A 25,200-nucleotide genomic window follows, 5' to 3' on the forward strand; every position below is an offset into this window, starting at 1 on the left:
GGCCCTGTGGCCACCACTCAAATGGAGAAAGGGATGACATACGCCATGCCAGAGACCCAGACCACCCTCACCTACGACTGCCCCCGCTGCGGCGCCGCCCTCTCGTTTAACAGCGACAGCCAGAAGTGGGACTGCGCCTTCTGTGGCGGCTCCTTCACCGCCGAGGAGATGGAGGAGATCTTGCGGCAGCAGCAGGCCGCCCAGGTCGACGACCCCCTGGAGCAGTGCGAGGGGGCAGGGGAGGACCACGCCCAAGAGGTCACCGTCTACACCTGCCCCAGCTGCGGCGCCCAGATCCTCACCGACCAGAACACCACCGCCACCTTCTGCGTCTTCTGCCACAACCCCGCCGTCATCGCCGGCCGGTTGGAGGGCGCGTTTCGCCCGGCCTACGTGCTCCCCTTTGTGCTCAAAAAGGAGCACGCCCTCCAGGCGCTGGAGAAGCTGTGCAAGAAAAAGCCGCTGCTGCCCCGGGATTTCACCTCCACCCACCACATCGAAAAGCTCAGCGGCCTCTACGCCCCCTTCTGGCTCTTTGACTGCCAGGTGGACGCCTCCCTCTCGGCCCGGGCCGAGAGGATCACCAGCTGGAGCGACTCCAGCTACCGCTACACCAAGACCGATGTCTACCAGATCGAGCGGGCGGGGGAGATCTCCTTTGGCCACCTGCCGGCCGACGGCTCCAAGGGGTTGGACGACAGCATGATGCAGGCGCTGGAACCCTTCAATTTTGGCCAGATCAAGCCCTTCTCCATGGCCTACCTCTCGGGCTATTTGGCCGAGCGCTACGACGAGAGCGCCCGCGACCTGGCCGCCCGGGTCCACCAGCGCATCGAGAGCACCAGCCGGATGTTGCTGCGGGACACGGTGGCCGGCTACACCAACGTCAGCCCGGGCAGCTGCTCGGTGTCGGTGCGCAGCGAGCGGGCCGACTACGCCATGCTGCCGGTCTGGATCCTCAACACCAAGTACAAGGGGGAGACCTACCACCTGGCCATGAATGGCCAGACCGGCAAGATGGTGGGCCGCCTGCCCATGAGCAAGGGCCGGCTGGCCGCCTGGTTTGGCGGGGTGAGCGGCATCCTCTTTGCCGTGTCGATGTTGATCGGAGGGCTGATCAAGTGAGCAAAATTGCAAAAGGAAACCGAAAAAAGGGATGGGCCGCCCTGGCATTGGCCGCCCTCCTGCTGTGCGCCGCCCCCCTCTGCGCCCTGGCGGGCACCGCCACCGGCAGCCTGACCAAGGTGTTTGACCAGGCGGGCCTCTTCACCCAGCAGGAGCGGGACACCCTCACCAAAAAGGCCACCGAGACCGCCACCACCTACCACATGGACATCGCCGTGGTCACCACCGACGACGCCGGGGGCAAATCGGCCATGTCCTATGCCGACGACTTCTACGACTACAACGGCATCGGCTGCGGGGAGAAAAACGACGGCCTGCTGCTGCTCATCGACATGGACAACCGCAAGGTCTGGATCACCACCACCGGCAGGGCCATCGATCTCTTTACCGACGACCACATCGACACCCTCCTCGACGACGAGGTCATGCCCCAGATGAAAAAGGGCGACTACTACGGCGCCGCCCAGGCCTTCCTCGACCGCGCCTCCCGCTACATCAAGTACGACGGGGGAGAGGGGCCCTTCCTCGGCCACCCGGCCCTCTACACCGCCATCGCCCTGGGCGGTTCCCTCCTGGTGGGGGGGATCGTGGCGGGCTGTTTGGCGGGCAGCCACAACAAGCTGCCCAACCCCGCCCAGCTGGCCCGGGCCTACACCGGCACCAACGGGGTGCGCCTCTCCCGCAAGGAGGACAACTTTGTCACCACCCACACCTCCCGCACCGCCATCCCCAAGAGTTCCAGCAGCGGCGGCGGGGGCGGCGGCTCCTCCACCCACTCGGGCTCCAGCGGGGTATCCCACGGGGGCGGCGGCCGCAGCTTCTAAAGGAAGGGGAGTGAGGGGATGACCATCGAGGAGATGAAGTGTCCCAATTGCAGCGCACCCCTCAGCCGCAGGGGGGCGGACTGGTACTGTCCCTTCTGCGGCGGGGCCTACTGCGAAAATGGGGCGGAAAAACCGCCGTCACCGCCCGCTGACCGGCGGGAGGACCCGCCTCCCGGCAGCCGGGCCGAGGCGCCCTATCGGGGGGCGGAGATCCTCGCCTGCGCGCAGGGGAAGGATGTCCCTCTGCGAGCGGGCAATACGGCGGTGCGTGCTGTGCCGATGCGCTTTGACCGCTCACAGGCCATCTCCATCCTCCGGCAGGCAGCCCCAAAGGGCGCGATCAAAGCCTGCTTTTCTATCTCTGCCCTCCAGGCGGTGAGAGAGGTGCGCCTGCCCCTGTGGCGAATTGCCTGCCGGGGAATTGCCGCCATGGAGGGGATTTGGGCGGAGAGACCGCACCTTCCCCCCGCCGCTGGGTGCCGGGTGGCCCAGAACTGTCTCTTCACTGCCGAGGAGCTGCTCTATTCCCCTCTGGCCTCCCCCGTCTTTTTGCGCAGTGACCTGCAACAAGTGGCTGTCTGTGATTTGGAAGAGCAGGGCAGGCGGGAGATTTTGGGGGACACCGCCCTCCCCGGAGATGGGCGCTGGCGGGAACAGGCCAAATGGCAGCTGCAAAAATGCCTTCCCCGCCCGCTCGGTGGGGGATGTTTTGAAAGTGGCGTTTGGCACAGCATCGTCCTCTCCATCACCGAAGCGGTGGCCCATCTCTACCTCGCCCCCTATTGGTGCCTGGAAGGGGCGTGGGAGGGGAAATCCTACCGGCTGCTGGTCAATGGCTGTACCGGCTGGGTAGATGGCAATCCTCCCCTTGGGCCACAGGCAGAGGAGGGGCGGTGGCGGCAAAGCCGTCTCTGTGAGATGACGATGCGGGAAGGACCCCTCTGCACGGCGGCGTTTGAATGGACGTTTCAGCAGAGCGACCGCCAGCCGGCCGAGAAGAGATGAGTCCACTTGACCCGGCAAAGAGGAGAGATATTGTGAGAGAGCTAAAAAAGCGGGCCTGCCCCAGCTGCGGGGCACCGCTGACCCCCATGCCGGGCGGCGGGGGATACACCTGTCCCTTTTGCGATACCGTTTTGCACTGGGAGGAGACGGAGCCCCCCGTCCAGGATGCCAAAAAGCGGCAGCCGGCGCCCTTTGTGCCGCCCAAACCGACGGTGGACCCACGCAAGGACTGGCTGGCCGACTTTCAGCGGGCGGACAGAGAGGTGGCCATCTTCCCCCCCACCGACCCCCTGCGGGTGAGTAAAAAGGTCCCCTGTTCCATCCCCCAGGGGGAGGCGGCCCAGGCTGTTTGCGACTACTGTAAGCGGGTCAAGGGCTCCCCCCTCTGGACACGCCGGCCGCAGGGCCTCCTCTCCCATCTGGAACAGGTCTGGTTCCCCGTCTGGTGCGCCGACGCCACTGCCGAGGGGGCGATTGCCGCCGTCTCTTCCACTGGCCTTAGCGCGGAGATCCACCGGGGGGAACTGACCCTCTTGGGAAAACAGTTCGCCGACCTGCAGGGGATGGAGGAGCGGCTGCTCTGGCAGCGGTTTGCCCCCTTTCCCCTCGACCGGGCAAAGGAGGGGGACCCGGTCAAGGTGGAGCGCTGCCCCTCTGATTTGAAGCGGTCGGCCCTCCTCGCCGGCAGCGAGGCGAAGGACCGGCTGTACAGCGCCCTCTTTCAGGAAAATCACTGCAAAGAGGAGCAAAAGGTGCAATACAAGGCCTCCCTTCTCAGCTGCAGCGCCGACTGTGTTCTCTACCCCGTCTGGAAGTGCAGTCTGCCCGGCAGGGGAAAGGGCAGTGTCGTCTGGGTGGACGGGGTCAGCGGCAGGACCGCCGGCTCCGTGGAAGCGGGCTTTTTTTCCAGTATGCTCGCCCCCGCCCCCTGGGTGCTGGGACTGATTGCCGGTGGGCTGGCGACCTTTTTGGGGGTGTTGATATGGTAAAAAATCGCTGGAAGTGGATGGCCGCCCTGTTGGTCTGCTGCCTGGTTCCCCTTGTGGGCACCAGCGCTTCGGCGTTTGGCGCCGACCTCTGGGAGGACACCAAAGGGGGAGTCCACGTGTTCGATTCGGCCCAGTGCTTAGAGGACCCCTCGGCGCTGGAGAAGCGCTGTGCCGCCCTGATTGACGAGTTCGAGTTCGACCTGATAATCATCAGCCAATATGACAACAGCACCTACGCCCCTCCTGATTTGGACCACCGCTTGGAGGAGGTGTTGAGGCAGCGCTACGGATACGGTTCTTACAAGCGCATCGACGCCGCGGTGATGTTCATCAATGCCAGGAAAGGCACCTGTGAACTGGGGGTCTGGGGGCAGTTTGACTCCTTTTCCCCCGGCGACGGGACCGCCTTTACCTATGACGAGCTGGCGTTTGCGATGATCGACGATTTGACGGCCCAACTGCAGTTGGCAAGTGATAAGGGCCGCTACCACCCCATTTCGTGGCGTCACCGCCGTCACGTCCTCTACAGCGCTCTCTTTGGCGCGGCGGTCTTTGTCGCCACCGTCTGCCTGCTGGCCCGTCGCCGACAGAAGGAACAAAATGCCGAGCTCCGGCAGAGCGTCTCGTACACGGTGCGCCCCCTGGCAGGAGGGGAGCTGCTCTACCGCTCCACAGGGCACAGCCATAAGGGGGCGGGCTGATTTTTCCCTGCGGCTTTTGGATAGAGTACCCCGCCACAATCTGCCGCCCCATGAAAGAGCGCCCCTTGCAAAGCTGCAAGGGGCGCTCTTTTTGAATGGCTATTTGACGGGAATTACTGCGCTTTCTTGCGCAGCGTCAGAACTGCCGCCCCGCCCAGCAGGGCCAGGGCCGCCACCCCGATGATCCCGGCGTCGCCGGTATTGGGGGAATCCCCACGGCTGGAGTCGGGAGAAGGGGCAGGATCAGGCGCGGACGGCGTGACCTGATCGGGAACGGGAGGCTCCTCAGAGGAGCTGTCGTCAAAGTTGACGATGACATAGTAGCTGAGGTGCTCGGTGAGAAAGGAGAGGGTCCCGTCTTCGTTGTCGATGCTGTCCAGCAGGGTGAAGGTGCCGTCTTCCTCCAGGCGGAAGACGCCCAACAGGCCATCAAATCCGTCGGGGACGGGCAGGGTCACCACAATGGAGCCGTCCGGCTGAACGGTCTGGTCGCCGTCCAGAAGACAGATGTCCAGCAGCTGGAACTGGTCTGACACGGTGTTGACCGAGGCTTTGACTGCATCGTAGAGTTCGCCCTCTGTCAGCTCGTCGGCCGCCACAGTGCAGCCCGCAGGGATGGGGCCGGTGGCGGAGACACCGCTGTCGGGGTTGGTCACAGTGGTGATGGGGGTCTCTTTGGTCACCTCGATCTCGATGATCTTCTCTGCGGTGTAGGGGTTGCTGTAGCAGTCGCAATATTCAGGGATGTTCTGGGGCAGAATGGTGGCGTACTGGACTTTCAGCTTGACGGTCCCCAGCCCAGTGAAGCTCCAGGTCTCACTGCTCGAGAGGGTGTTGCTGTAATCTCCACCCGAGCGGGTCACCAGTTCAGCCCCTTCGAGGATCTCGACCTTGGGCGCAAAGGCGAGGGGATGGCTGCCAACAAAGTCATCGGTGTCATAAGCTGACTTCTTTTTGGCATCCTCTACCTTTTCATTGGAGAGCGCGGTGTTCTCCAGCTTGGTGGTAAAGTGGAAGACACTGCCCAACTTGATTTTTTGAGGGGCGTTGGTCTCGATTTTCGGCTCTTCCACCGTTACGGTATAGGGGGCTCCGAAATTGCTGCCAGAGGGTGTTTTGGCCTGTAGCACCACAGAGCCGGGGTGCATGGCACGGCTAATTTCGTCTTTGATATAGGAGGTGTGCCCTTTGGCGCCAGGCCCACCTGCATCGTGGTGGTAGGCAAAGAGAGCCGATTGAGCGACTGTGTCGCGGTTGTAGTCATACAATTGGCCGTCAGAGTAAAGGGCGTTTTGGATTGTCGCTATGGAAAACTGGTCGTACACATTCGCCCCTTCCGTCAGGAGCGCCTGCCCAAGCTTCAAGTGAGAGGGAAGGCGATAGGAGAGCGTCGGTTTCCCCGCCGGCGCGGTCACGTTGAGCCCGGTCTTCTCGTACACCTTCTCGGTGGCAAGCCCCTTGTCGGCGACGATCCGAAAATAGGAGTTCGCCCCCGCCGCCTTGAAGTCGATGGTGATCGTCTCCTCCAGGCGATATCTCCCCCCGGCAGAAAAAACTTGATCCTGCGCGGCGAGGACGATGTTGTCGGAACTCTCGAGGACAGGCCGCTCCGAAATTTCCTGGCTGTCCTCGATGGCGACGGTGACCGTCACCCTGTCCCCCACCCAAAAGCCGTCGGTCGGGCCGTCCGGGTCGGGGCCGTCAAGATCTCCCGAGGAAATCTGCACTGTCCGGTCGCTCGAGGCAGCCCAAGCAGTGGGAACAGCCGCTGAAAATACCAGCGAGACCGACAACAGCGCTGCCAGCCATCTTCCCTTTTTCATCTTATCTCCTCCAATCCTGCCAATTGACAGTTATAATGTCTCCATTATAGGCCCCTTTTTGGGGGCGAACAATGCGTTTGGAGGAAGATTGGACGATTCGGCAAAATCCGACAGTTCTTTTGTGCGCTTCTGCCCTTACTCTCGAACCGCCTCCACCGCCCGCCCGAGCTGGACGTCCAGCTCGCTCTGCTGGGTGTACCACTTCAGCGTCACCGCCTGGGTGAGGGCGCGGCAGAGGCCCTGGTCGATCGCCTCCCCCTCGGGCAGCCCCGCGTCGGCCCGAAAGGCCCGCACGGCGGCGGCGGAGCCCGGGGCGTAGTAGCCGTCCTGGCGGGCGACCGGGTAGCCCAAAAAGGCCAGGTAGGTCTGCACCGGGCCGGCCGCCTCTCCCACCTGGTCGGGAGAGATGGTCTCCCCCTCCGCCATCTGCGGGGCGGGGGTGTCCAGCGCGCCGGGCTGCGAGACCTCCAGGTCGGGGGCGATCCCCTGGCCGTTGACCCACCCGCCGCCGGGGGTCAGCCAGCGGTAGCGGGTGTACTTGAGCCCGCTCCCATCGCCGAAGAGGAGGGTGGACTGCACCGTCCCCTTGCCGTAGGTGGCGGTCCCCACCACCGTCGCCCCCAACTGCTCCTTCAGGGCGGCGGTGAGGATCTCAGAGGCGCTGGCCGTGTCCCTGTCCACCAGCACGGCGATCCGCTCAAAGGAGCGGCGCTCGGTCTCGCGGTCGGCGGTGATTTCGCGCACCTTGCCGGCCTTGTTCTCCTCCTTGTAGACCACCGCCCCCTCGGGCAGAAAGTAGCTGGCCACCTCCACCGCGGCGTCCACATAGCCGCCGCCGTTGCCCCGCAGGTCGATGACCAGCTCAGTGCAGCCGGCCTCCTGCAACTGGGTCAACACCTCGCCGGTGCGCGCGCCCAGGGTGCTGGTGAAGGAGCGGATGGTCAGCACCCCCACCCCGTCGACCACCCGTCCGCTGGCCGAGTTGTCCACTGTTCGCCGCTCCAGGGCGTACTCGGTCTCCACCCCGTTTCGCGCCGCGGTCACCCGCACGGCGGTGCCCTCCTCCCCGGCGATCTCTGCCGCCGGGTCCTCCAGCTGGGAGAAGGGGACGCCGTTCACCGCCACCAACAGGTCTCCGGGCAGGATGCCCGCCTCGGCGGCCGGTGAGCCGTCCACCACCTGCACCACCAAAAAGCCGCCGTCCGCCTGCTGGTAGACCACGCCGATCCCCACCGACGCCCCGGCCAGGCTCTTTTCGCTCTGGGTGCGCAGGGCGGGGGGCAGGTAGCCGGTGTGGCTGTCCAGCTCGCTCTGTGCCATCCCCGCCAGGGCCTGGTCGGTCAGCCGGCTGGACAGGTCCTCCACCTCGCCGCCAAAGTACCACCGGTCCCGCAGGGCCCGGTAGCTGGCGGTGAGTTTGCGGTACCCCTGCGCGCCGAAGGGGGAGAAGAGGCCCAGCGCCCCTTCCAGCGCTGCCCCTCCGCCAAAGGCGAGGAGAAGGGCGAGGGCGAGGGCGACGACCCTTTTCCAGCGTCCGGGGCTGCGGCCGAGCCGTCGGGACTGTGAGCCGCGGGGAGAGAGCGAAAACATGGCAAGCATCCTTTCCGGTGGGAAGCTGGACCGGCTTCCCACCGGCCCGCAGTAAGATAATAGTATATCGCTTTTTTGTGACAGACAGATGAACGGCTTCCCCTCTGACGGGACCCTTCCTCACCAGGGTCCTCCTTGCCGGAGCTCCAGGGCTTTTTCTTCATCGGAACTTCTCTCTTCACCAAGTCCTCTCTTCTTTGGAACATCCTCCTCACCGGGGCTCCCTCCTCACCGGGGCCCCCTCCTCACCGGGGCCCCCCCCTCACCGAGACCCCCTCCCTTGCCAAGGCCCCTCTCCACCAGACCACCTTTTCTTGCCGAAGCCCCTGTCTCACTGGAGACCTCCTTTCCGGCCGAGCCCTCTCCTCGCCGGGGGCTCCTCCTCACCAGAACCCTTCATCACCGAGCCTTCCCTCACTCTGGGACCTCTCTCCCTGGAGGCCCCTCCCAGTCAAGACTCCTCTCCGCCGGACCCCTCTTCTTGCCGAAAGCCCCCTCCCCCCACCAAACAACTCCCCTCTCCCCCCAAAAAGGCCAAAAAGAGAGCCCCGCCGGGCGCTTTCGCGCCTCGACGGGGCTCTCATCAGCTCTCAAATGGCTTATTTGTCTTTCAGAGCGGCCTGCGCAGCAGCCAGCCGGGCGATGGGCACCCGGAAGGGAGAGCAGGAGACATAGTCCAGGCCGACGCGGTGGCAGAACTCGACCGAGGTCGGGTCGCCGCCGTGCTCGCCGCAGATGCCCAGGTGGATGTCGGGTCTGGTCTGGCGGCCCAGCTTGGCGGCCATCTCAACCAGCTTGCCAACACCCTTCTGGTCCAGGTGGGCGAAGGGATCGGACTCGTAGATCTTGTTGTCGTAGTAGTAATCGAGGAACTTCCCGGCGTCGTCGCGGCTGAACCCAAAGGTCATCTGGGTCAGGTCGTTGGTGCCGAAGCTGAAGAACTCGGCCTCGGTGGCGATCTCGTCGGCGGTCAGGGCCGCGCGGGGGATCTCGATCATGGTGCCGACTTCGTACTCCAGGTCGATGCCGGACTCGGCGATCAGCTTGTCGGCGGTGGCGACCACCACGTCCTTGACAAACTTCAGCTCTTTGACTTCGCCGACCAGCGGGATCATGATCTGGGGCTTCACAGCGAAGTTGCCCTTCTTGGTCACGTTGATGGCGGCCTGGATGACGGCGGTGGTCTGCATCTCGGCGATCTCCGGGTAGGAGACGGCAAGACGGCAGCCGCGGTGACCCATCATCGGGTTGAACTCGTGCAGGGAGGCGATGACCTCTTTGAGTTTGGCAACGGTGATGCCCAGCTCGTCGGCGATCTCCTTGATGTCCTCTTCCTTGGTGGGGAGGAACTCGTGCAGCGGCGGATCGAGGAAGCGGATGGTGACAGGGTCGCCCTCCATGGCCTCGTACAGGGCCTCAAAGTCGCCCTGCTGATAGGGCTCGATCTTGGCCAGGGCCTTTTTGCGGTCCTCGGTGGTCTCGGCCACGATCATCTCCCGCATGGCTTTGATGCGGCTCTCCTCGAAGAACATGTGCTCGGTGCGGCACAGGCCGATGCCCTGGGCGCCGAACTCGCGGCCCTGTTTGGCGTCGCGGGGGGTGTCGGCGTTGGTCAGGACCTTCAGCTTGCGGACCTTGTCGGCCCAGCCCATGAACCGGCCGAAGTCGCCGGAGATGGCGGCGGGGCTGGTGGGGATGGCGCCGTAGTAGATGTTGCCGGTGGAGCCGTCGATGGAGAGGAAGTCGCCCTCGTGCAGGGTCTTGCCGCCCAGGGAGAACTCTTTGGCCTCTTCGTCGATGACGATCTCGCCGCAGCCGGAGACACAGCAGGTGCCCATGCCGCGGGCCACGACGGCCGCGTGGGAGGTCATGCCGCCGCGCACGGTCAGGATGCCCTCGGCCACGTTCATCCCCTCGATGTCCTCAGGGGAGGTCTCGCGGCGGACCAGGACGATCTTCTCGCCCTTCTCGGCCCACTCCTTGGCGTCCTCGGCGGTGAAGACCACCTTGCCGCAGGCGGCGCCGGGGGAGGCGGCCAGGCCCTTGCCGATGCACTCGGCCTTCTTCATCTCGTCGGCGTTGAACTGGGGGTGCAGCAGGGAATCCAGCTGCTTGGGCTCGACGCGCAGAACGGCCTCGTCCTCGGTGATCATCCCCTCGTCGACCAGGTCGACGGCGATCTTCAGGGCGGCGGCGGCGGTGCGCTTGCCGTTGCGGGTCTGCAGCATGAAGAGCTTGCCGTTTTCAATGGTGAACTCCATGTCCTGCATGTCGCGGTAGTGCTGCTCCAACCGGTTGGCGATCTCGGCGAACTGGTTGTAGACCTCGGGCATGTCCTCCTGCAGGTGGGAGATGGGGGAGGGGGTGCGCACGCCGGCCACCACGTCCTCGCCCTGGGCGTTGATCAGGTACTCGCCGAAGAGGGCCTTCTCGCCGGTGGCGGGGTTGCGGGTGAAGGCAACGCCGGTGCCGGAGCGGTCGCCCGAGTTGCCAAAGACCATCATCTGCACGTTGACGGCGGTGCCCCAGTCGTAGGGGATCTCGTTCATGCGGCGGTAGACGTTGGCGCGGGGGTTGTCCCAAGAGCGGAACACGGCCTTGACGGCCTCCATCAGCTGGACCTTCGGGTCAGCGGGGAAGTCGGTGCCCTTTTTCTCTTTGTAGAAAGCCTTGAAGCGGACCACCAGGTCCTTCATGTCGTCGGCGTCCAGCTCCACGTCCTGGGTCACGCCGCGCTCTTCCTTCTTGGCGTCGATGATCTTCTCAAACTCGGGTTTGGGCAGCTCCATCACCACGTCGGAGAACATCTGGATGAACCGGCGGTAGGAGTCGTAGGCAAACCGGGGGTTGTTGGTGAATTTGGCAAAGCCCTCCACCACTTCGTCGTTGAGGCCCAGGTTGAGGATGGTGTCCATCATGCCGGGCATAGAGGCGCGGGCGCCGGAGCGGACCGACACCAGCAGCGGGTTCTCGGGGTCGCCGAACTTTTTGCCGACCAGCTTCTCGAACTCGGCCAGATTCTCAAAGATCTCCTTCTGGATGTCCTCGTTGATCTGCTTGCCGTCCTCGTAGTACTTGGTGCAGGCCTCGGTGGTAACGGTGAAGCCCTGGGGAACCGGCATGCCGAGGTTGGTCATCTCGGCCAGGTTGGCGCCTTTGCCGCCCAACAGCTCCCGCATGGTTCCGTTGCCTTCGGAAAACTTGTACACGTATTTCGTGCTCACGGGTATCTACCTCCTGTTTTTTGTAAACAGATTTGGACACCACAAAGACTATGCGCGCTCCCCCTCGCCGGAAAGAGCCCACATAGTCCTCTCATCCCCAATCTGTTCAGACGCACCGTCTATGCGCCCATTATAGCAAATCGAGATTGTATTTGCTATACCCAATTTGCTTTTTTTGTGTTTTATTGGTGATTTTCAATAGATTTTCCCCAGAGCCGGAAAAAGGGCTTGCAAAAGGGACGGGAAGTTGTAATAATTATATAAAGAGCAGTGCGCCGATTCGTCAAAAAGACCCCGCTTCCCCCATGGGAAAAGGGGCTTTCTTGCGCCTGGAGGGCACTGTGTAAAAACGAGGTAGCTTATATGCCGGGGCGGGGCCGCGCGCCTTCCCCCATGCCGAACACAACTGGAAACAGGAGGCAAGTACATGGAAGCAGCCATCAACGCCGTCGTCCTGGCGGCGGGCGAGGGGACCCGCATGCGCTCGCGCAAGCCCAAGGTGCTCTGCGAGGTCCTCTTCAAGCCGATGATCTCCTGGGTGACCGACGCGCTGGAGCGCGCGGGCATCGAGGACATCTGTGTCGTGGTGGGCCACGGCAGCGAAGAGGTATGCCAGGTCCTGGGGGATCGGTTTGCCGTCGCCATGCAGACCAAACGGCTGGGAACGGGCCACGCCGTGCTGCAGGGGGAGGCATTTCTCAACTCCCACCGGGACGGGCATACCCTTATTTTATGCGGCGACGCCCCCTTTGTCGACGAGGACACCATCCGCCGCTCGCTGGAGAGCCACCTCCAGTCGGGCAACGCCGTCACCGTCATCACCGCCGAGCTCGACGACCCCACCGGCTACGGCCGCATCGTCAAGGACGGCGGGCAGATCGCCAAGATCGTCGAGCAGAAAGACGCCACCGAGGCCGAGCGGGCCATCCGCGAGGTCAACTCCGGCGCCTACTGGTTTGAGACCGCCGCCCTGCTGGAGGTGCTCCACCAGCTGCAAAACGACAACGCCCAGGGCGAGTACTACCTGACCGACACCGTCTCCCTCCTGCTGCGCGCCGGCAGGGGCGCCGGCACCTACACCGCCCAGAGCGAGGACGTGGTGCTGGGGGCCAACGACCGCCTCTCCCTCTACAAGCTGGGGGAGATCGCCCGCCGCCGGGTCATTGAAAAGCAGATGCGCCAAGGGGTCGAGTTCGTCACCCTCGACGGCATCGTCCTCTCCCCCGACTGCGAGATCGGGGCGGACACCACCATCCTCCCGGGCACCATCATCAAGGGGCACACCGTGGTGGGCTGCAGCTGCACCATCGGCCCCAACTCCCTGCTCACCGACGCGGTGGTGGGCGACGGCACTGTGCTCAACGCCTCCCAGGTGACCAATTCGGAGATCGGCTCCGGGGTGCGGATGGGGCCCTTCGTCCAGGTGCGGCCCGGCTCCCGGGTGCAAGACGGCGCCAAGGTGGGCAACTTCGTCGAGATCAAAAACTCCACCGTGGGGGAGGGCACCAGCGTCGCCCACCTCACCTACGTGGGGGACAGCGACGTGGGCTCGGGGGTCAACTTCGGCTGCGGCTGCGTCACCGTCAACTACGACGGCAGCCAGAAGTACCGCACCGTCATCGGCGACAACGCCTTCATCGGCTGCAACACCAACCTGGTGGCCCCGGTCACCGTGGGGGAGGGGGCCTACACCGCCGCCGGCTCCACCATCACCGAGGACGTGCCCGCCGGCGCCCTGGCCATCGAGCGCGGGTACCAAAAGACCGTCGAGAACTGGGCCGGCAAGAAGTTGGCCGGCCGCATCGCCAAGGCCAAGAAGAAAAAAGAAGAGGAACGGTAGCGCCGCAGGGTGCAAAACGCTGCCGTCGCACCGGTGCGGGGCAGCCAGATAAATAGGGGAGTTAAAAAACTATGAACGTACACGGCAAGGACATTAAGATTTTTTCCGCCAACTCCAACAAGAAGGTGGCCGAGGAGATCGCCGAATACCTGGGCCTGCCTCTGGGCAAATCGGACGTGGGGATGTTCTCCGACGGGGAGATCTCGGTCTCCATCCACGAGACCGTCCGCGGTTCCGACGTCTTCGTGGTCCAGTCCACCTGCGCGCCGGTCAACCGGCACCTGATGGAGCTGCTCATCATGATCGACGCCTTCAAGCGCGCCTCGGCCGGCCGCATCACCGCCGTCATCCCGTATTACGGCTATGCCCGCCAGGACCGCAAGAGCAAGGCCCGCGACCCCATCTCCGCCAAGCTGGTGGCCGACCTGATCACCGCCGCCGGGGCTGACCGGGTCCTGACCATGGATCTGCACGCCGCCCAGCTCACCGGCTTCTTCGACATCCCGGTGGACCACCTGCTGGGCGTCCCCCTGCTGGAGCCCTACTACGAGAAGAAGTTCGCCGGCAAGAAGGAGAACCTGGTGGTGGTCTCCCCCGATTTGGGGTCGGTCACCCGGGTGCGCTCCTTCGCCCAAAAGCTCGACGTGCCCATCGCCATCGTCGACAAGCGCCGCCAGAAGGCCAATGTCTCCGAGGTGATGAACATCATCGGCGACGTGAAGGACAAGACCGTCATCCTCGCCGACGACATGATCGACACCGCCGGCACCCTCTGCAACGCCGCCAAGGCCCTCATGGGCAAGGGCGCCAAAGAGGTCTACGCCTGCGCCACCCACGCGGTCCTCTCCGGCCCCGCCATCGAGCGCATCAAGGAGTCCCCCATCAAAGAGCTGGTCTTCCTCGACACCATCCCCATCCCCCCCGAGAAGATGCTCGACAAGTTCCGCATCCTCCCGGTGGCCCCCGTCTTTGCCGAGGCCATCGCCCGCATCTACTCCGACAAGTCGGTCTCCACCCTCTTTGTCTGATCCCTGCCCGCAAAATCAGGCGGGGCGGCATACAGCCGCCCCGCTTTTTCTTTTTCCCCGCCTGTGCGATGATGGGAAAAACTGCCGCAACGGGGGAGAGGAGAGATGTATCTGAACCTCGATCGGGTCGAATTCACCATGATCTACCACTGCACCGGCCGCTGTGCCCACTGCTCCCAGGGGGAGATGTCCGACCACCCGCCCGGTCACCTCCCCTACGCCCTCTGCGAGGGGGTGCTCACCCGGCTGGCACAGCGCTTCCCCCTGCGCTCGGCGATGTGTTTTGGGGGCGAGCCCCTCCTCTGGCCGGGGGACACCGTCGCCCTCCTGCGGGAGGCCAAGACCGCCGGCATCCCCCGGCGGCAGGTCATCACCAACGGCTACTTCTCCCGCGATCCCGTCCGGGTGGCCCAGGTGGCCGGCTGGCTGGGGGAGGTGGGGGCCGAGGTGCTCCTCTCGGCCGACGCCTTCCACCAGCGGCGCATCCCCCTCCCCGCGGCGCTGGACTTTGCCCGCCGCCTGGCCGCCGGCGCCGGTATCTATCCCCCAAACACAGGGCGCGCCCGAAAAAAGAGCCGGGTCAGCCCTTTGGGGCTGGGGCGCGCCCCAGGGCCAGCCAGGCCACCGCGCCGCCCAGGGCGGTGATCCCCACCCCGAACAGCAGCGTGGCGGGGATGCCCACCCGGTCGATGAGCCAGCCCCCCAGCAGCGAGCCGAAGACCCCGCCCAGGGTGTTGGTCACCGCCAGCATGGCCTGCCCCTTCACCCGGTCGGCCCCGGCGATGACGGCGTTGGCGTAGTGGACGGCCGCCGGGGTGAAGAGGGCGAAGCCCCCCACCTGAAAGACCTGGCTCAAGTAGATGCCCCCCGGGTCGCGGGCCAAAAACAGCAGCGCCGCCTTGACGAGGAAGAACCCCAGCGAGATCTTCAGCAGGGCCTCGCAGCGGACCCTGCGCACCAGCCGGGAGAAGAGGGCCATGGTGGGCAGTTCCAGGGCCGAGGCCACCGTGAGGGCAGCCCCGAAGTCGGCGCTCTGCCCCCCGGCGTGCACCACGATCTGCATCAGGAAGTTGTTGAGCATGGTGTGAAAGACAAAGACGCAGGTCGCCCCCGCCAGAAAGAGGGTGAAGCGGGGGTTTTGCCGGAAGAACTCCAGCAGGGAGGAGGGGCGCTCCCCCTCTCCCGCCCCCTCTTCACCGGCCTTGGCGGCGGGGGCGTCGGTCAGCCCCTTGGCGCGAAAGGTCAAGGCCAGCAGGGCGATGAGGAGGTAGAGCAGCACAAACCCCACCGGCAGCACGTCGGCCCCCCACCGCTCCAACAGCAGCCCCAGCAAAAACGAGACCGCCGCATAGCAGAGGGAGCCGATCCCCCGCGCCAGGCCGAAGTCGATGGACAGCCCCCACCGCTCGTAGACAAACCCCAGGGCGTTGATCAGGGGCTGAACGGTGAGCATGGCGGTGGCTACCAGGCAGAAGAGGACGGCCGTCAGCCAGAAGGAGCGGGGGATGAGCAGCAGCACCCCCGACAGGGCGGCCGCCGCAAAGGCGATAGCGGCGGCGATCTGCCGCAGGGAGAACCGGCGCGCCCGGTCGGCCAGGAAGGCGGCCGCGGGCTGGAGCAGCGCCCCGAACACGTTGGAGAGGGCCAGCACCACCCCGATCTGGGTGGTGTCAAAATCGCGGGAGAGCAAAAAGGCCGAGGCAAAGCTCATGACGGCGCAGAAGACCATCCAGTAAGCGCCCTGTAAGCTGGCGTACTGGGCGGTCATCCGCCGGGCGAGCGAGGGGTTTGACTGCAAGGGTTCATCCTCCTTTTTTGGCGGGTCCCGCCGCGGGACGATATAGTCCAAAACGGTCCAAAAGCGGCCGAAACCCGCCGATCTCTGCTCATTTTAGCACGATTTTGGACCGGGTGCCATCCCGTGTTTTCCCCGCCGGAGGGCCGGTTCCGGCAAAATGCCGGGATTTTGCCCCTTTCTTCTGTGCTTTTGCCGGTATCACCCGGCAAAGCGGCTGTGATACAATGCAGCTATCGGCCACTGGCAGCTCCCTGCGCGCGGGTGGCGGACAATAGAGAGGGGACGATTTTCTTGCACAGACAGAACAAGCGGCCGGGCGGCCGGGGCGCGGCCACCATGGCGGTCTTTTTTTTCGGGCTGTTGGCGGTCAACTACGCCCAGTACCAACTCTCCCCCCTGGGGCCGGAGATCACCGCCGCCCTGGGGCTGGACGCCGCCCAGTTTTCCAGCGCCTTCTCGGCGCCGATGATCCCGGCCTTCCTCCTCTCCTTCTTCGCCGGGGCCCTCTCCGACCGCTGGGGGGTGCGCCGGGTGGCGGGGGTGGGGCTGGCCGTCAGCGCCCTGGGCACCGCCCTGCGCCCCCTCTGCGGCAGCTACCTGGGGCTGATGGGGAGCATGGTGCTGCTGGGGGTGGGGATGGCCTTTTTGAACGCCAACACCGCCAAGGTGGTGGGGAACTGGTACCCCCCGCAGCGGGCGGGAACGGTGGCGGGGGCGGTGCTCACCTCCTCCCCGGTGGGGATGACGGCGGCCCTGGCCACCACCGCCCTGCTGCCCAGCGCCAAGGCGGCCTACTGGGTGGCCTTCGCCGTCTGCGCGGCCGCCGCCCTGCTCTGGCTGCTGCTGATGCGCGAGCGGCCTGAGGGGGCGCCGGACGCGCCCGTCAAAGAGGAGGCCGCGCCCCCCTCGGCGGGGGAGAGCATAGCGGTGGCCGCCCGCAGCCGCTCGGTCTGGCTGGCGGGGGGCTGCATGGCCTGCCTGATGGGGGCCTGCATCCTCCTCAACGCCTTTTTGCCCAGCGCCCTGCAACAGGTGCGGGGAATGGCGGCGGCCGCCGCCGGGGTGGCCGCCTCGGCGGTGACGGTCGGCAACATCTTCGGGGCCCTGTTGGGGCCGGTTTTGCTGCAAAAGACCGGCAGTCTCAAGGGCTGCCTGATCGGGGCCGGGGCGGTCTTCGGCCTGGGGGCGGCCTTTGGCTGGCTGTTGCCCCAGGGCCTTGTCATGGGGGCGGTCCTCTTTGTCACCGGGGTGGCCCTGGGGATGTTTTTCCCCCTGCTGCTCTCCCTGCCCGCCACCCTGCCCGAAATCGGCCCCCGCTACGCCGGGGCGGCGGGGGGGATCATCGCCACCCTGCAGATGCTGGGAGGCTTTTTGCTGCCCACCTACCTGGTGGCCCCCCTGGCCGGGGGCAGCTACCCGGTGCTCTTTGGGGCCGCCGGCGGGCTGATGGCGCTGCTCTGCCTGTTGGCCCTGGCCTTCCCCCGCGCGGCCCGGGGCAGATCCGCCGCCTAGAAATTTTGAAAAAGCACTTTTTATTGCAATCGGAAAAAGCGATTGTTCAGCGGCCTGGCCGCGTGGTATAATACAGTTGACTGTACAGACTTGCTCTGCAAAAAGGGAATAAAAAGAGAGACTTTCAGCACCCGCTTGAAAGGGCGCCAGGATCTCTGGCGAGGAGGCCACCAATGGAGACTCCGCACATCAGCTCCCACGCGCTCCAGTCGTTTCCCATCGACGCGCAGGTGCTCTACAAGGCGATCGTCAACAGCACGGAGGACTATGTCTACATTGTGGACATGGCCGCCGATCTCGCCCTCGTCTCGGAAAACATGGCGCAGGACTTCGCGCTGCCGGGGCGGCTTGTGAAGGGGCTGGTGTCCCGCTGGGGGGAGCTGGTCCACCCCCGGGACCAAAGGCGCTACTTTGCCTCCATCGACGAGATGCTGGCGGGCCGCACCGACGAGCACAACGTGGAGTACCAGGTCAAAAACCGCGGGGGCGAATACGTCTGGGTGGTCTGCCGGGGCCTGCTCAACCGGGGCGAAGGGGGCCGGCCGCTCACCTTTGCGGGGGTGGTGGCCCCCATCGCCAACAAGGGAAAGATCGACCCCACCACCGGCCTCTTCACCCAGGGCGAGTGCCGCAAGCGCGTCGAGCGCCTGCTGGAGCGGGCGGAGGCGCCGGGGGGCATCCTGCTGCTGGGGCTGGACGACTTCAAGCGGATCAACAACCTGAAAAACCACATCTTCGGCGACTCGGTGCTGCGCCAGATCGCCCAGAACCTGCAGCGGCTGCTCCCCCCGCGGGCAGAGGTCTTTCGCTTTGACGGGGACGAGTTCGCCGTCGTCTGCCCGGGGGCCTCGCCGGAGGAGATGGAGCGGCTCTACCGGACCATCCACCTCTGTGCCAACCGGGAACAGGAGGTGGACGGCACCCCCTATTTCTGCACCATCTCCGGCGGCACCGCCCAGATCGGGCGGGACGCGGACAACTACCTGGACCTGCTCAAATACGCCGAGAGCGCCCTCGAGGCCTCGAAGGACGGCGGCAAGAACCGCTGTACCGCCTTCACCCCCGACCTGCTGAAGCAGCGCATCCGCAAGATGGAGCTGACCAGCTGCCTGCAGCAGAGCGCCCGCAGCGGGATGGAGCACTTCTCGCTGGTCTACCAGCCCTTTGTCCGCTTTGAAGAGGGGGGCGGTCTGCAGCTCGTCGGCGCCGAGGCCCTGCTGCGCTGGTCCTGCGAGCCCTTTGGCCCGGTGTCGCCGGTGGAATTTATCCCCCTGCTGGAATCCAGCGGCCTCATCGCCCAGCTGGGGCGGTGGGTGCTGGAGGAGGCGGTGACCACCTGCAAGCGCTGGCTGGATTTCTGCCCCGACTTTGTCATGAACGTCAACGTCTCCTATCTGCAGCTGGCGGACAAGGCCTTTGTCCCCTTTGTGCTGGACCTGCTCCAGCGGCGTGAACTGGACCCCCGGCACCTGGTGCTGGAATTGACCGAGAGCTGTTTTGTCACCGACATGCCCGCCCTGCGAGAGGCCTTTCAGGGGCTGCGGAGCGCGCGCATTCAAATCGCCATGGACGATTTTGGGACAGGCTACTCCTCCCTGGGGATGCTCACCCAGATGCCGGCGGACATCGTGAAGATCGACCGGCTCTTCATCTCCCTCATCAACGACCAGACGCACGAGTTCAACCGCGCCTTCATCGCCGCGGTGATCCAGCTCTGCCACAGCGTGGGCATCTCGGTCTGTGTCGAGGGGGTCGAACAGCTCGACGAACTGAAGACGGTGCAGACCTTGAACGCCGACAGTGTACAGGGGTACTACGTGTCCCGCCCCATCACCAGAGAGGCCTTTGAGGAGAAGTACTGGCCCGGCGCCGAGGGGTAAGAGGGGCGACTGCCGATAAGGCGGTGGGGTTGGCCAGCCGCCCCCCGAGCGCGCCGCCGGCAGGGAGACAGTTTGCGCCGTTGGCGCGGGCCCGATCGGCCGCCGGGACCGCAGCGGCAGCCGATCGGGGCCTGCGGGGAAACGTCTGCCACCGCCGGGGCCCCGGCCGACTCCGGCGTGTGCGCAGGGCCTTTCGGACGGGGCGGCGGGGGAAGACCGGGCGGCGCCTCCCGCGGGGGGCGTGAGGGCGCCCAATTGCAACAAAAATGGAGGGGCAGCCATCTCGGCGCCCCTTTTTTGTGCGGGCATCCCTTTTCGCGGAAACGAGCCCCCCTTTTTCCTGTGCCAAATGTCGAAGTGGGCCGAAGGGGGGAAAACCGCCCCGAAGGTGTTGAACCGGGCGGCGCGATGGGCTATAATGAAAGGCGCTTGCAGTGCGCGGGCGGCAGTTTGAGCGGGGCGGTGGCTGACACCGGTCCGCCCCGACTTGTTGCGCCCATTTTGCAAAAAAAAGGGGGACGGGCCCCGGGCCTGTCCCAGACCAGGAGAGAGAACATGCTGTTTTCCAAACCCAATATCGACCTCTGCGTGGTGGGGCTGGGCAACCCCGGCAAGAAGTACGAGCGCACCCGCCACAATGTGGGCTTTGTGCTCGTCGACGACATCGCCCGGGAGCTGGGGGTGTCGGTCAGCCGGCTCAAGCACCAGGGGACCTGCGGGCAGGGGCTCGTCGACGGCAAAAAGGTGCTGTTTGTCAAACCCCAGACCTTTATGAACCGCTCGGGCCTCTGCGTGCACGAGGTGGCCAGCTACTACCGCCTCCCTCCCGAGCGGGTGCTGGTGATCTGCGACGATGTCTCCCTGGACGTGGGGAAGATGCGCATCCGCCGCAAGGGCTCCCACGGGGGGCACAACGGCCTGCGGGACATCGCCCTCTCGCTGGACAGCGAGAACTACCCCCGCATCAAGATCGGGGTGGGGAAGAAGCCCCACCCCGACTACGACCTGGCCGACTGGGTGCTGGGCGCCCTCTCCCCCAAGGAGTGGGAGGCGGTGCGGGCCTTGGCCGGCCCCTGCCTGGACACCCTGCGGCTGCTGCTGGAGGACAACCTGAACGAGGCCATGAACCGCTACAACTAGAGCCCCCCTGCGCCGGGGGCAGAGGAGTGTGTGAGGATGGAGTTTTTTACCCGCATCTGGCAGGGGGTGCCCGCCTTCGAGACCCTGCGCCGCAGCCTGGAAGAGGGCCGCGTCCCCCTGGCCTGCTACGGTCTCTCCACCGTGCACAAGGCCAACTTGATCGCCGCCCTCTACGCCGAGACCGGCCGCCAGATGCTGGTGCTGGTGCCCGACGAGCGGGTCGGGGAGCGGATGGTGCGCAACCTCAACACCATGATCGGCGGGGAGGCCGCCGCCCTCTACCGGCAGAAGGACTACGTCTTCCACCCGGTGGAGGGGGCCTCCCGCGAGTTTGAGTACGGGCGGCTGTCGGTGCTGGGGCGGGTGCTCGACGGCAGCTGTCCCATCGCCGTGGCCACCGCCCCCGCCGCCTGCCAGTACACCCTGCCCCCCCAGCGCTACCGGGAGGCCACCTTTGTGCTGCGCCCGGGGGACGCCTGCCCCACCGACCAACTGGCCCGCCGACTGGTGGAGGCCGGGTATGTCCGTCGCCCCCAGGTGGACGGGCCGGGCCAGTTCTCGGTGCGGGGGGGGATCGTCGACCTCTATCCGCCCCAGGCGGCCGCCCCTCTGCGGCTGGAATTCTGGGGGGACGAGGTGGACACCATCGCCGCCTTCGACCTGCTCACCCAGCGCCGGGGCGACGGGGTGGAGGCAGTGGAGATCACCCCGGCCAGGGAGGTGCTGGTGGCCGACCCGGCGGCCCTGGCCGCCAAGTTGCGCAAACTGGGGAAAAACGGGCCCGAGGCCCTGCTGGCCGACGCCGAGCGGCTGGAGACCGGGGCCGAGGTGGCGGGGCTCGACCGCTACCTGAGCCTCTGCCTGCCCGAGCGGGCCACCCTCTTTGACTACCTGGAGGACGCCTTTGTCTTCACCAGCGAACTGCAGGAGATGACCCAGGAGCTGGAGGGCTTTCACTGGCAGCTGGGGGAGGATGTAAAGGAGCTGTTGGAGCAAAAGCTCCTCTCGGGGAAGGCGACCGCCTTTGCCGACGAGAAGGGGGCCTTTTTGGCCCGCCTGGGCAGGGGCCGCACCGCCTTTTTGGAGACCTTTTCCCGCCAGTTGGAGTTCCCCTTAAAGGAGCTGCTGGACTTCACCGCCGTCTCCACCGCCAGCTGGAGCGGGCAGATGAACCTGCTGCTGGAGGAGCTTGCCAGCCAGCAGGAGCAAAACTACTGCACCCTGATTTTGGCGGGGACCGAGAAGGCGGCCAAGACCCTGGCCTACGACCTGCAGAGGGACGGCTACAACGCCCAGTACACCGATTCGGGCAAGACCCTCTCCCCCAAGAAGGTCTATGTGGCGGCCGGCACCCTCACCGCCGGGTTCGAGTACCCCGAACTGCGGGTGGGGGTCATCTCCTACACCCTGCAGGAGGGCAAAGGCAAGGGCAAGCGGCGGACGGCCAAGAAGAAGCGGGGGAAGGACGCCATCACCACCCTGGAGGACGTGACCCCCGGGGACTACGTGGTGCACGTGACCCACGGCATCGGCCAGTTCACCGGCATCACCCAGTTGGACCTGCAGGGGGTGAAGAAGGACTACCTGAAGATCCAGTACGCGGGCAAGGACGTCCTCTTTGTGCCGGTGACCCAGCTGGACCTGGTGAGCAAGTACATCGGCCCCCGGGAGGACCGAAAGATAAAGCTCAACAAGCTCCACTCCACCGAGTGGCAGCGGACCAAGCAGCGGGTCTACTCCTCGGTCAAGGACATGGCCGACGAGCTCATCAAACTCTACGCCGAGCGGGCGGCGGCCAAGGGCTTTGCCTTTTCGGAGGACAGCGAGTGGCAGCGGGAATTCGAGGAGCGCTTTGAGTACACCGAGACCGACGACCAGCTGCGCTGCATCGAGGAGATCAAGGCCGACATGCAGTCCCCCCGGCCGATGGACCGGGTGCTCTGCGGGGACGTGGGCTACGGCAAGACCGAGGTGGCCCTGCGGGCGGCCTTCAAGTGCGTGCTCGACTCCAAGCAGTGCGCCATCCTGGTGCCCACCACCATCCTCGCCTGGCAGCACTACCAGACCATCCTCAAGCGGATGGGCAACTTCCCGGTGAACGTGGAGCTGCTCTCCCGCTTTCGCACCCCGGCCCAGCAGGCCGAATCGATCCGCCGGCTCAGGAGCGGGCAGGCCGACATTGTGGTGGGCACCCACCGGCTGCTGCAAAAGGACGTGAGGTTCAAAGACCTGGGGCTGGTGGTCATCGACGAGGAGCAGCGCTTCGGGGTGGCCCACAAGGAGAAGTTCAAAGAGGCCTTCAAGGGCATCGACGTACTCACCCTCTCGGCCACCCCCATCCCCCGCACCCTGAACATGGCCATGAGCGGGATCCGCGACATCTCCATCATCGACGAGCCGCCCCAGGACCGCCACCCCATCCAGACCTATGTGCTCGAGCACAGCGACCTGGTGGTGGGGGACGCCATCCGCAAGGAGCTGCGCCGGGGCGGGCAGGTCTACTACCTCTACAACCGGGTGGAGTCCATCGAGGCCTGCGCTTCCCGGGTGCGGCAGATGGCCCCCGACGCCAACGTGGCGGTGGCCCACGGCAAGATGGGCGAGCGGGAGCTCTCCTCGGTCTGGGCCCAGCTGCTGGAGGGCAGCATCGACGTGCTGGTGTGCACCACCATCATCGAGACCGGGGTGGACGTGGCCAACTGCAACACCCTCATCATCGAGGACGCCGACCGGCTGGGCCTCTCCCAGCTCTACCAGATCCGGGGGCGGGTGGGGCGCAGCGCCAAGCGGGCCTTCGCCTACTTCACCTTCAAGCGGGGCAAGGCCCTGTCGGAAGTGGCCTCCAAGCGGCTGACGGCCATCCGGGAGTTCACCAGCTTTGGCTCGGGCTTCAAGATCGCCATGCGGGACCTGGAGATCCGGGGGGCGGGGAACATCCTCGGCGCCCAGCAGCACGGCCACATGGAAGCGGTGGGCTACGACATGTACCTGCGCCTGCTCTCCGAGGCGGTGAGCGAGAAGAAGGGCGAGGAGAAGCCCTACAAGAACGAGGAGTGTTTGGTGGACATCCAGCTGGACGCCTACATCCCCAAGGCCTATATCGAGGACATGGCCAGCCGGATCGACACCTACAAAAAGATCGCCGCCATCCAGTCCCGGGAGGAGGCCGACGACCTGCTCGACGAGCTCATCGACCGTTTCTCCGACCCGCCGGCGCCGGTGGTGGGGCTGGTGGACGTGGCCCTGCTGCGCAACCAGGCCGCCAATTTGGGGGTGGGGGAGATCACCCAGCGGGAGGACACCGTCACCATCCGCTTTGTCCACCTGGAAATGGAGCGGGTCGCCCGGGCGGTGGGCTGCAAGAAGGGGGTCAAAAACGTCCTCTTCAACGCCGGGGAGAAGCCCTTTTTGCAGGCGGTGCTGGAAAATCCCCACCGCCCCATCGACGGGATCCGGGCGGTGCTCGACGCCATGTCCCACGCCTAGGGGACGCGCCGCGCCCAGCGCCCCTTCCAGGGGGAATTGACTTTTGACAGCCCCCCAAAAAATTGCTATAATCGTAGCTAGTTGTATGCGCTGTGGCGCGAAAAGAAAATGGGAGGAAAGACGATGTCTTTTAAACATAAGCTGGCGGCCGGCCTGGCCGCTTTGGGGCTGCTGGCCTCGCTGACCGGCTGCACCCTGGGCAAGAGCTTTGACTACGCCGCCAAGGTGGGCGAGGTGGAGATCTCCAGCGGCCTCTACCTCTACTACCAGTACGCCAGCTACCTGGACGCGGCCGAACAGTCGCAGAAAAACCCCAAAGAGGTCAAGACCGTCTTGAAAGAGCAGATCGGCGAGCAGAGCGCCACCGACTACATCAAAGACCAGACCAAGGCCCGCTGCATCAGCTACGCGGCCATGGAAAACCTCTTTGACAAAGAGGGGCTGGAGGTCACCGAGGAGGACGAGGCCCAGATCGAGGCCAACGTCAACCAGAACTGGGACAGCCAGAAGAAGGCCCTCGAGAAAAACGGCATCGGCAAAGACACCTACCGCACCCTGGTGCGCTCGGCCCTCAAGTCCAGCAAGCTCTTCGACCACTACTACGGCGCCGACGGGCTGACCCCGGTGGGGGACGACGAGCTCAAGGCCTACTTTGAGAGCCAGTACCTGCACATCTCCTTCCTGGCCCTGCCCAAGCTCAACAGCGAGTCAAACGCCATCTCCTCCGACGGGATCGCCACCATCAACGACCTGTCCGAGCAGATGCTCGCCAAGTTGAAAGGCGGCGCCACCATGAAAGAGGTGGCCGACGAGTTCATGCCCCAGGTGCTGGAGGTGGGCGGCCACTCCTTTGCCGAGGGGACCGACTTCGTGCAGCAGGACTTCATCAATAAGGACACCGAGAACTACAGCACCTACCCCATGAACATGATCAACCAGATCAAGGCCGACGGGGTGGGGGACTACAACCGCTACGAGGCGGCCCAGTACACCTTTGTCTACCAGCGCCAGAGCGCCCTCGCCAACGAGGCGGACTTTGCCTCCGCCCGCACCTCGCTGCTGGTGGAGATGAAGGAGGGCGAGTTCTCCGAAAAGAGCAAGGCTGCAGAAGAGGGGCTGGAGATCGTCTACAACGATGCGGCGGTCAAGGAGTTCAGCCCCAAAAAGATCAAGTACGTGGCGTCGTAACATATGGGGGGAGGGGCGCGGTCTGCCCCACCCGCTGAAAAAACGGG

General features: G+C 65.2%; 17 protein-coding genes. 13 read left to right on the top strand and 4 right to left on the bottom strand.

The features are described from left to right. The first annotated feature begins 45 nt into the window (after positions 1-45). From KQI11_RS02815 to KQI11_RS02835, 5 genes are read left to right on the top strand one after another with little or no spacing between them, the layout of a single operon-like run. Positions 46-1,125, top strand: coding sequence for a TFIIB-type zinc ribbon-containing protein (locus KQI11_RS02815; RefSeq protein ID WP_185915877.1), 1,080 nt, complete (start codon positions 46-48; stop codon positions 1,123-1,125). Beyond that, positions 1,122-1,949 (top strand): TPM domain-containing protein, encoded by an 828-nt coding sequence (locus KQI11_RS02820; protein WP_216401011.1) that lies wholly within the window; start codon positions 1,122-1,124, stop codon positions 1,947-1,949. Before KQI11_RS02815 ends, KQI11_RS02820 begins: the two co-directional genes overlap by 4 nt. Positions 1,950-1,967: 18 nt before the next feature. Then, positions 1,968-2,954, top strand: coding sequence for a hypothetical protein (locus KQI11_RS02825; protein ID WP_216401012.1), 987 nt, complete (start codon positions 1,968-1,970; stop codon positions 2,952-2,954). A gap of 32 nt (positions 2,955-2,986) precedes the next feature. Beyond that, complete coding sequence (locus KQI11_RS02830; protein ID WP_216401013.1) at positions 2,987-3,943, top strand: hypothetical protein; 957 nt, start codon at positions 2,987-2,989, stop codon at positions 3,941-3,943. Continuing rightward, positions 3,937-4,644 carry a hypothetical protein gene (locus KQI11_RS02835; protein ID WP_216401014.1) on the top strand — a complete coding sequence of 236 codons (708 nt, stop codon included), beginning with the start codon at positions 3,937-3,939 and terminating at the stop codon, positions 4,642-4,644. Before KQI11_RS02830 ends, KQI11_RS02835 begins: the two co-directional genes overlap by 7 nt. 113 nt (positions 4,645-4,757) lie before the next feature. Here KQI11_RS02835 and KQI11_RS02840 read toward each other — a convergent pair whose 3' ends face one another. From KQI11_RS02840 to ppdK, 3 genes are all read right to left on the bottom strand, one after another. Next, on the bottom strand, positions 4,758-6,467 hold the full coding sequence (locus KQI11_RS02840; RefSeq protein ID WP_216401015.1) for an NPXTG-anchored protein: 1,710 nt from the start codon (positions 6,465-6,467) through the stop codon (positions 4,758-4,760). 135 nt (positions 6,468-6,602) lie between these two features. Next, a complete protein-coding gene (locus tag KQI11_RS02845) occupies positions 6,603-8,057 on the bottom strand; it encodes a S41 family peptidase (protein ID WP_216401016.1) in 1,455 nt (484 codons plus the stop codon). A gap of 599 nt (positions 8,058-8,656) precedes the next feature. Continuing rightward, a complete protein-coding gene (ppdK, locus tag KQI11_RS02850; RefSeq protein ID WP_185915870.1) occupies positions 8,657-11,281 on the bottom strand; it encodes a pyruvate, phosphate dikinase in 2,625 nt (874 codons plus the stop codon). Positions 11,282-11,708: 427 nt separating this feature from the next. On the opposite strand from ppdK, the gene glmU reads away from it, so the two are divergent. The 3 genes from glmU (at position 11,709) to KQI11_RS02865 (ending at position 14,794) form a co-directional block, all read left to right on the top strand. Further along, entirely contained in the window at positions 11,709-13,121 is a 1,413-nt protein-coding gene (gene glmU / locus KQI11_RS02855; RefSeq protein WP_216401017.1) for a bifunctional UDP-N-acetylglucosamine diphosphorylase/glucosamine-1-phosphate N-acetyltransferase GlmU, read from the top strand. Positions 13,122-13,192: 71 nt separating this feature from the next. Next, positions 13,193-14,149 (top strand): ribose-phosphate pyrophosphokinase, encoded by a 957-nt coding sequence (locus tag KQI11_RS02860; protein ID WP_021658498.1) that lies wholly within the window; start codon positions 13,193-13,195, stop codon positions 14,147-14,149. 105 nt (positions 14,150-14,254) lie between these two features. Then, positions 14,255-14,794 (top strand): radical SAM protein, encoded by a 540-nt coding sequence (locus KQI11_RS02865; protein ID WP_216401018.1) that lies wholly within the window; start codon positions 14,255-14,257, stop codon positions 14,792-14,794. On the opposite strand, the gene KQI11_RS02870 is transcribed toward KQI11_RS02865, so the two are convergent. Then, positions 14,730-15,947: an MFS transporter gene (locus KQI11_RS02870; RefSeq protein WP_216401019.1), complete on the bottom strand. Its 1,218-nt coding sequence runs from the start codon at positions 15,945-15,947 to the stop codon at positions 14,730-14,732. The two genes, KQI11_RS02865 and KQI11_RS02870, sit on opposite strands and share 65 nt — an antisense overlap. A 291-nt stretch (positions 15,948-16,238) precedes the next feature. Here KQI11_RS02870 and KQI11_RS02875 point away from each other — a divergent pair, with 291 nt between their 5' ends. The 5 genes from KQI11_RS02875 (at position 16,239) to KQI11_RS02895 (ending at position 25,153) form a co-directional block, all read left to right on the top strand. Further along, a complete protein-coding gene (locus tag KQI11_RS02875) occupies positions 16,239-17,459 on the top strand; it encodes an MFS transporter (RefSeq protein ID WP_216401020.1) in 1,221 nt (406 codons plus the stop codon). A gap of 173 nt (positions 17,460-17,632) precedes the next feature. Then, positions 17,633-19,339, top strand: coding sequence for a putative bifunctional diguanylate cyclase/phosphodiesterase (locus tag KQI11_RS02880; RefSeq protein WP_216401021.1), 1,707 nt, complete (start codon positions 17,633-17,635; stop codon positions 19,337-19,339). Between the two features lie 555 nt (positions 19,340-19,894). Then, positions 19,895-20,479: an aminoacyl-tRNA hydrolase gene (pth, locus tag KQI11_RS02885; protein WP_216401022.1), complete on the top strand. Its 585-nt coding sequence runs from the start codon at positions 19,895-19,897 to the stop codon at positions 20,477-20,479. 36 nt (positions 20,480-20,515) lie between these two features. Beyond that, positions 20,516-23,965, top strand: coding sequence for a transcription-repair coupling factor (gene mfd, locus KQI11_RS02890; protein WP_216401023.1), 3,450 nt, complete (start codon positions 20,516-20,518; stop codon positions 23,963-23,965). Positions 23,966-24,088: 123 nt separating this feature from the next. Next, complete coding sequence (locus KQI11_RS02895) at positions 24,089-25,153, top strand: hypothetical protein (RefSeq protein ID WP_185915862.1); 1,065 nt, start codon at positions 24,089-24,091, stop codon at positions 25,151-25,153. Positions 25,154-25,200: the final 47 nt, after the last annotated feature.

The sequence above is a fragment of the Acetanaerobacterium sp. MSJ-12 genome (genome assembly GCF_018917875.1).
In the GTDB taxonomy this organism is placed as follows: domain Bacteria; phylum Bacillota; class Clostridia; order Oscillospirales; family Ruminococcaceae; genus Bittarella; species Bittarella massiliensis.

Coding starts and splice junctions, on each gene's coding strand:
- KQI11_RS02860 (WP_021658498.1), top strand. CDS start 13,193: ATGAACGTACACGGCAAGGACATTAAGATTTTTTCCGCCAACTCCAAC.
- KQI11_RS02815 (WP_185915877.1), top strand. CDS start 46: ATGCCAGAGACCCAGACCACCCTCACCTACGACTGCCCCCGCTGCGGC.
- KQI11_RS02825 (WP_216401012.1), top strand. CDS start 1,968: ATGACCATCGAGGAGATGAAGTGTCCCAATTGCAGCGCACCCCTCAGC.
- glmU (WP_216401017.1), top strand. CDS start 11,709: ATGGAAGCAGCCATCAACGCCGTCGTCCTGGCGGCGGGCGAGGGGACC.
- KQI11_RS02835 (WP_216401014.1), top strand. CDS start 3,937: ATGGTAAAAAATCGCTGGAAGTGGATGGCCGCCCTGTTGGTCTGCTGC.
- KQI11_RS02865 (WP_216401018.1), top strand. CDS start 14,255: ATGTATCTGAACCTCGATCGGGTCGAATTCACCATGATCTACCACTGC.
- KQI11_RS02840 (WP_216401015.1), bottom strand. CDS start 6,467: ATGAAAAAGGGAAGATGGCTGGCAGCGCTGTTGTCGGTCTCGCTGGTA.
- mfd (WP_216401023.1), top strand. CDS start 20,516: ATGGAGTTTTTTACCCGCATCTGGCAGGGGGTGCCCGCCTTCGAGACC.
- pth (WP_216401022.1), top strand. CDS start 19,895: ATGCTGTTTTCCAAACCCAATATCGACCTCTGCGTGGTGGGGCTGGGC.
- KQI11_RS02880 (WP_216401021.1), top strand. CDS start 17,633: ATGGAGACTCCGCACATCAGCTCCCACGCGCTCCAGTCGTTTCCCATC.
- KQI11_RS02845 (WP_216401016.1), bottom strand. CDS start 8,057: ATGTTTTCGCTCTCTCCCCGCGGCTCACAGTCCCGACGGCTCGGCCGC.
- KQI11_RS02895 (WP_185915862.1), top strand. CDS start 24,089: ATGTCTTTTAAACATAAGCTGGCGGCCGGCCTGGCCGCTTTGGGGCTG.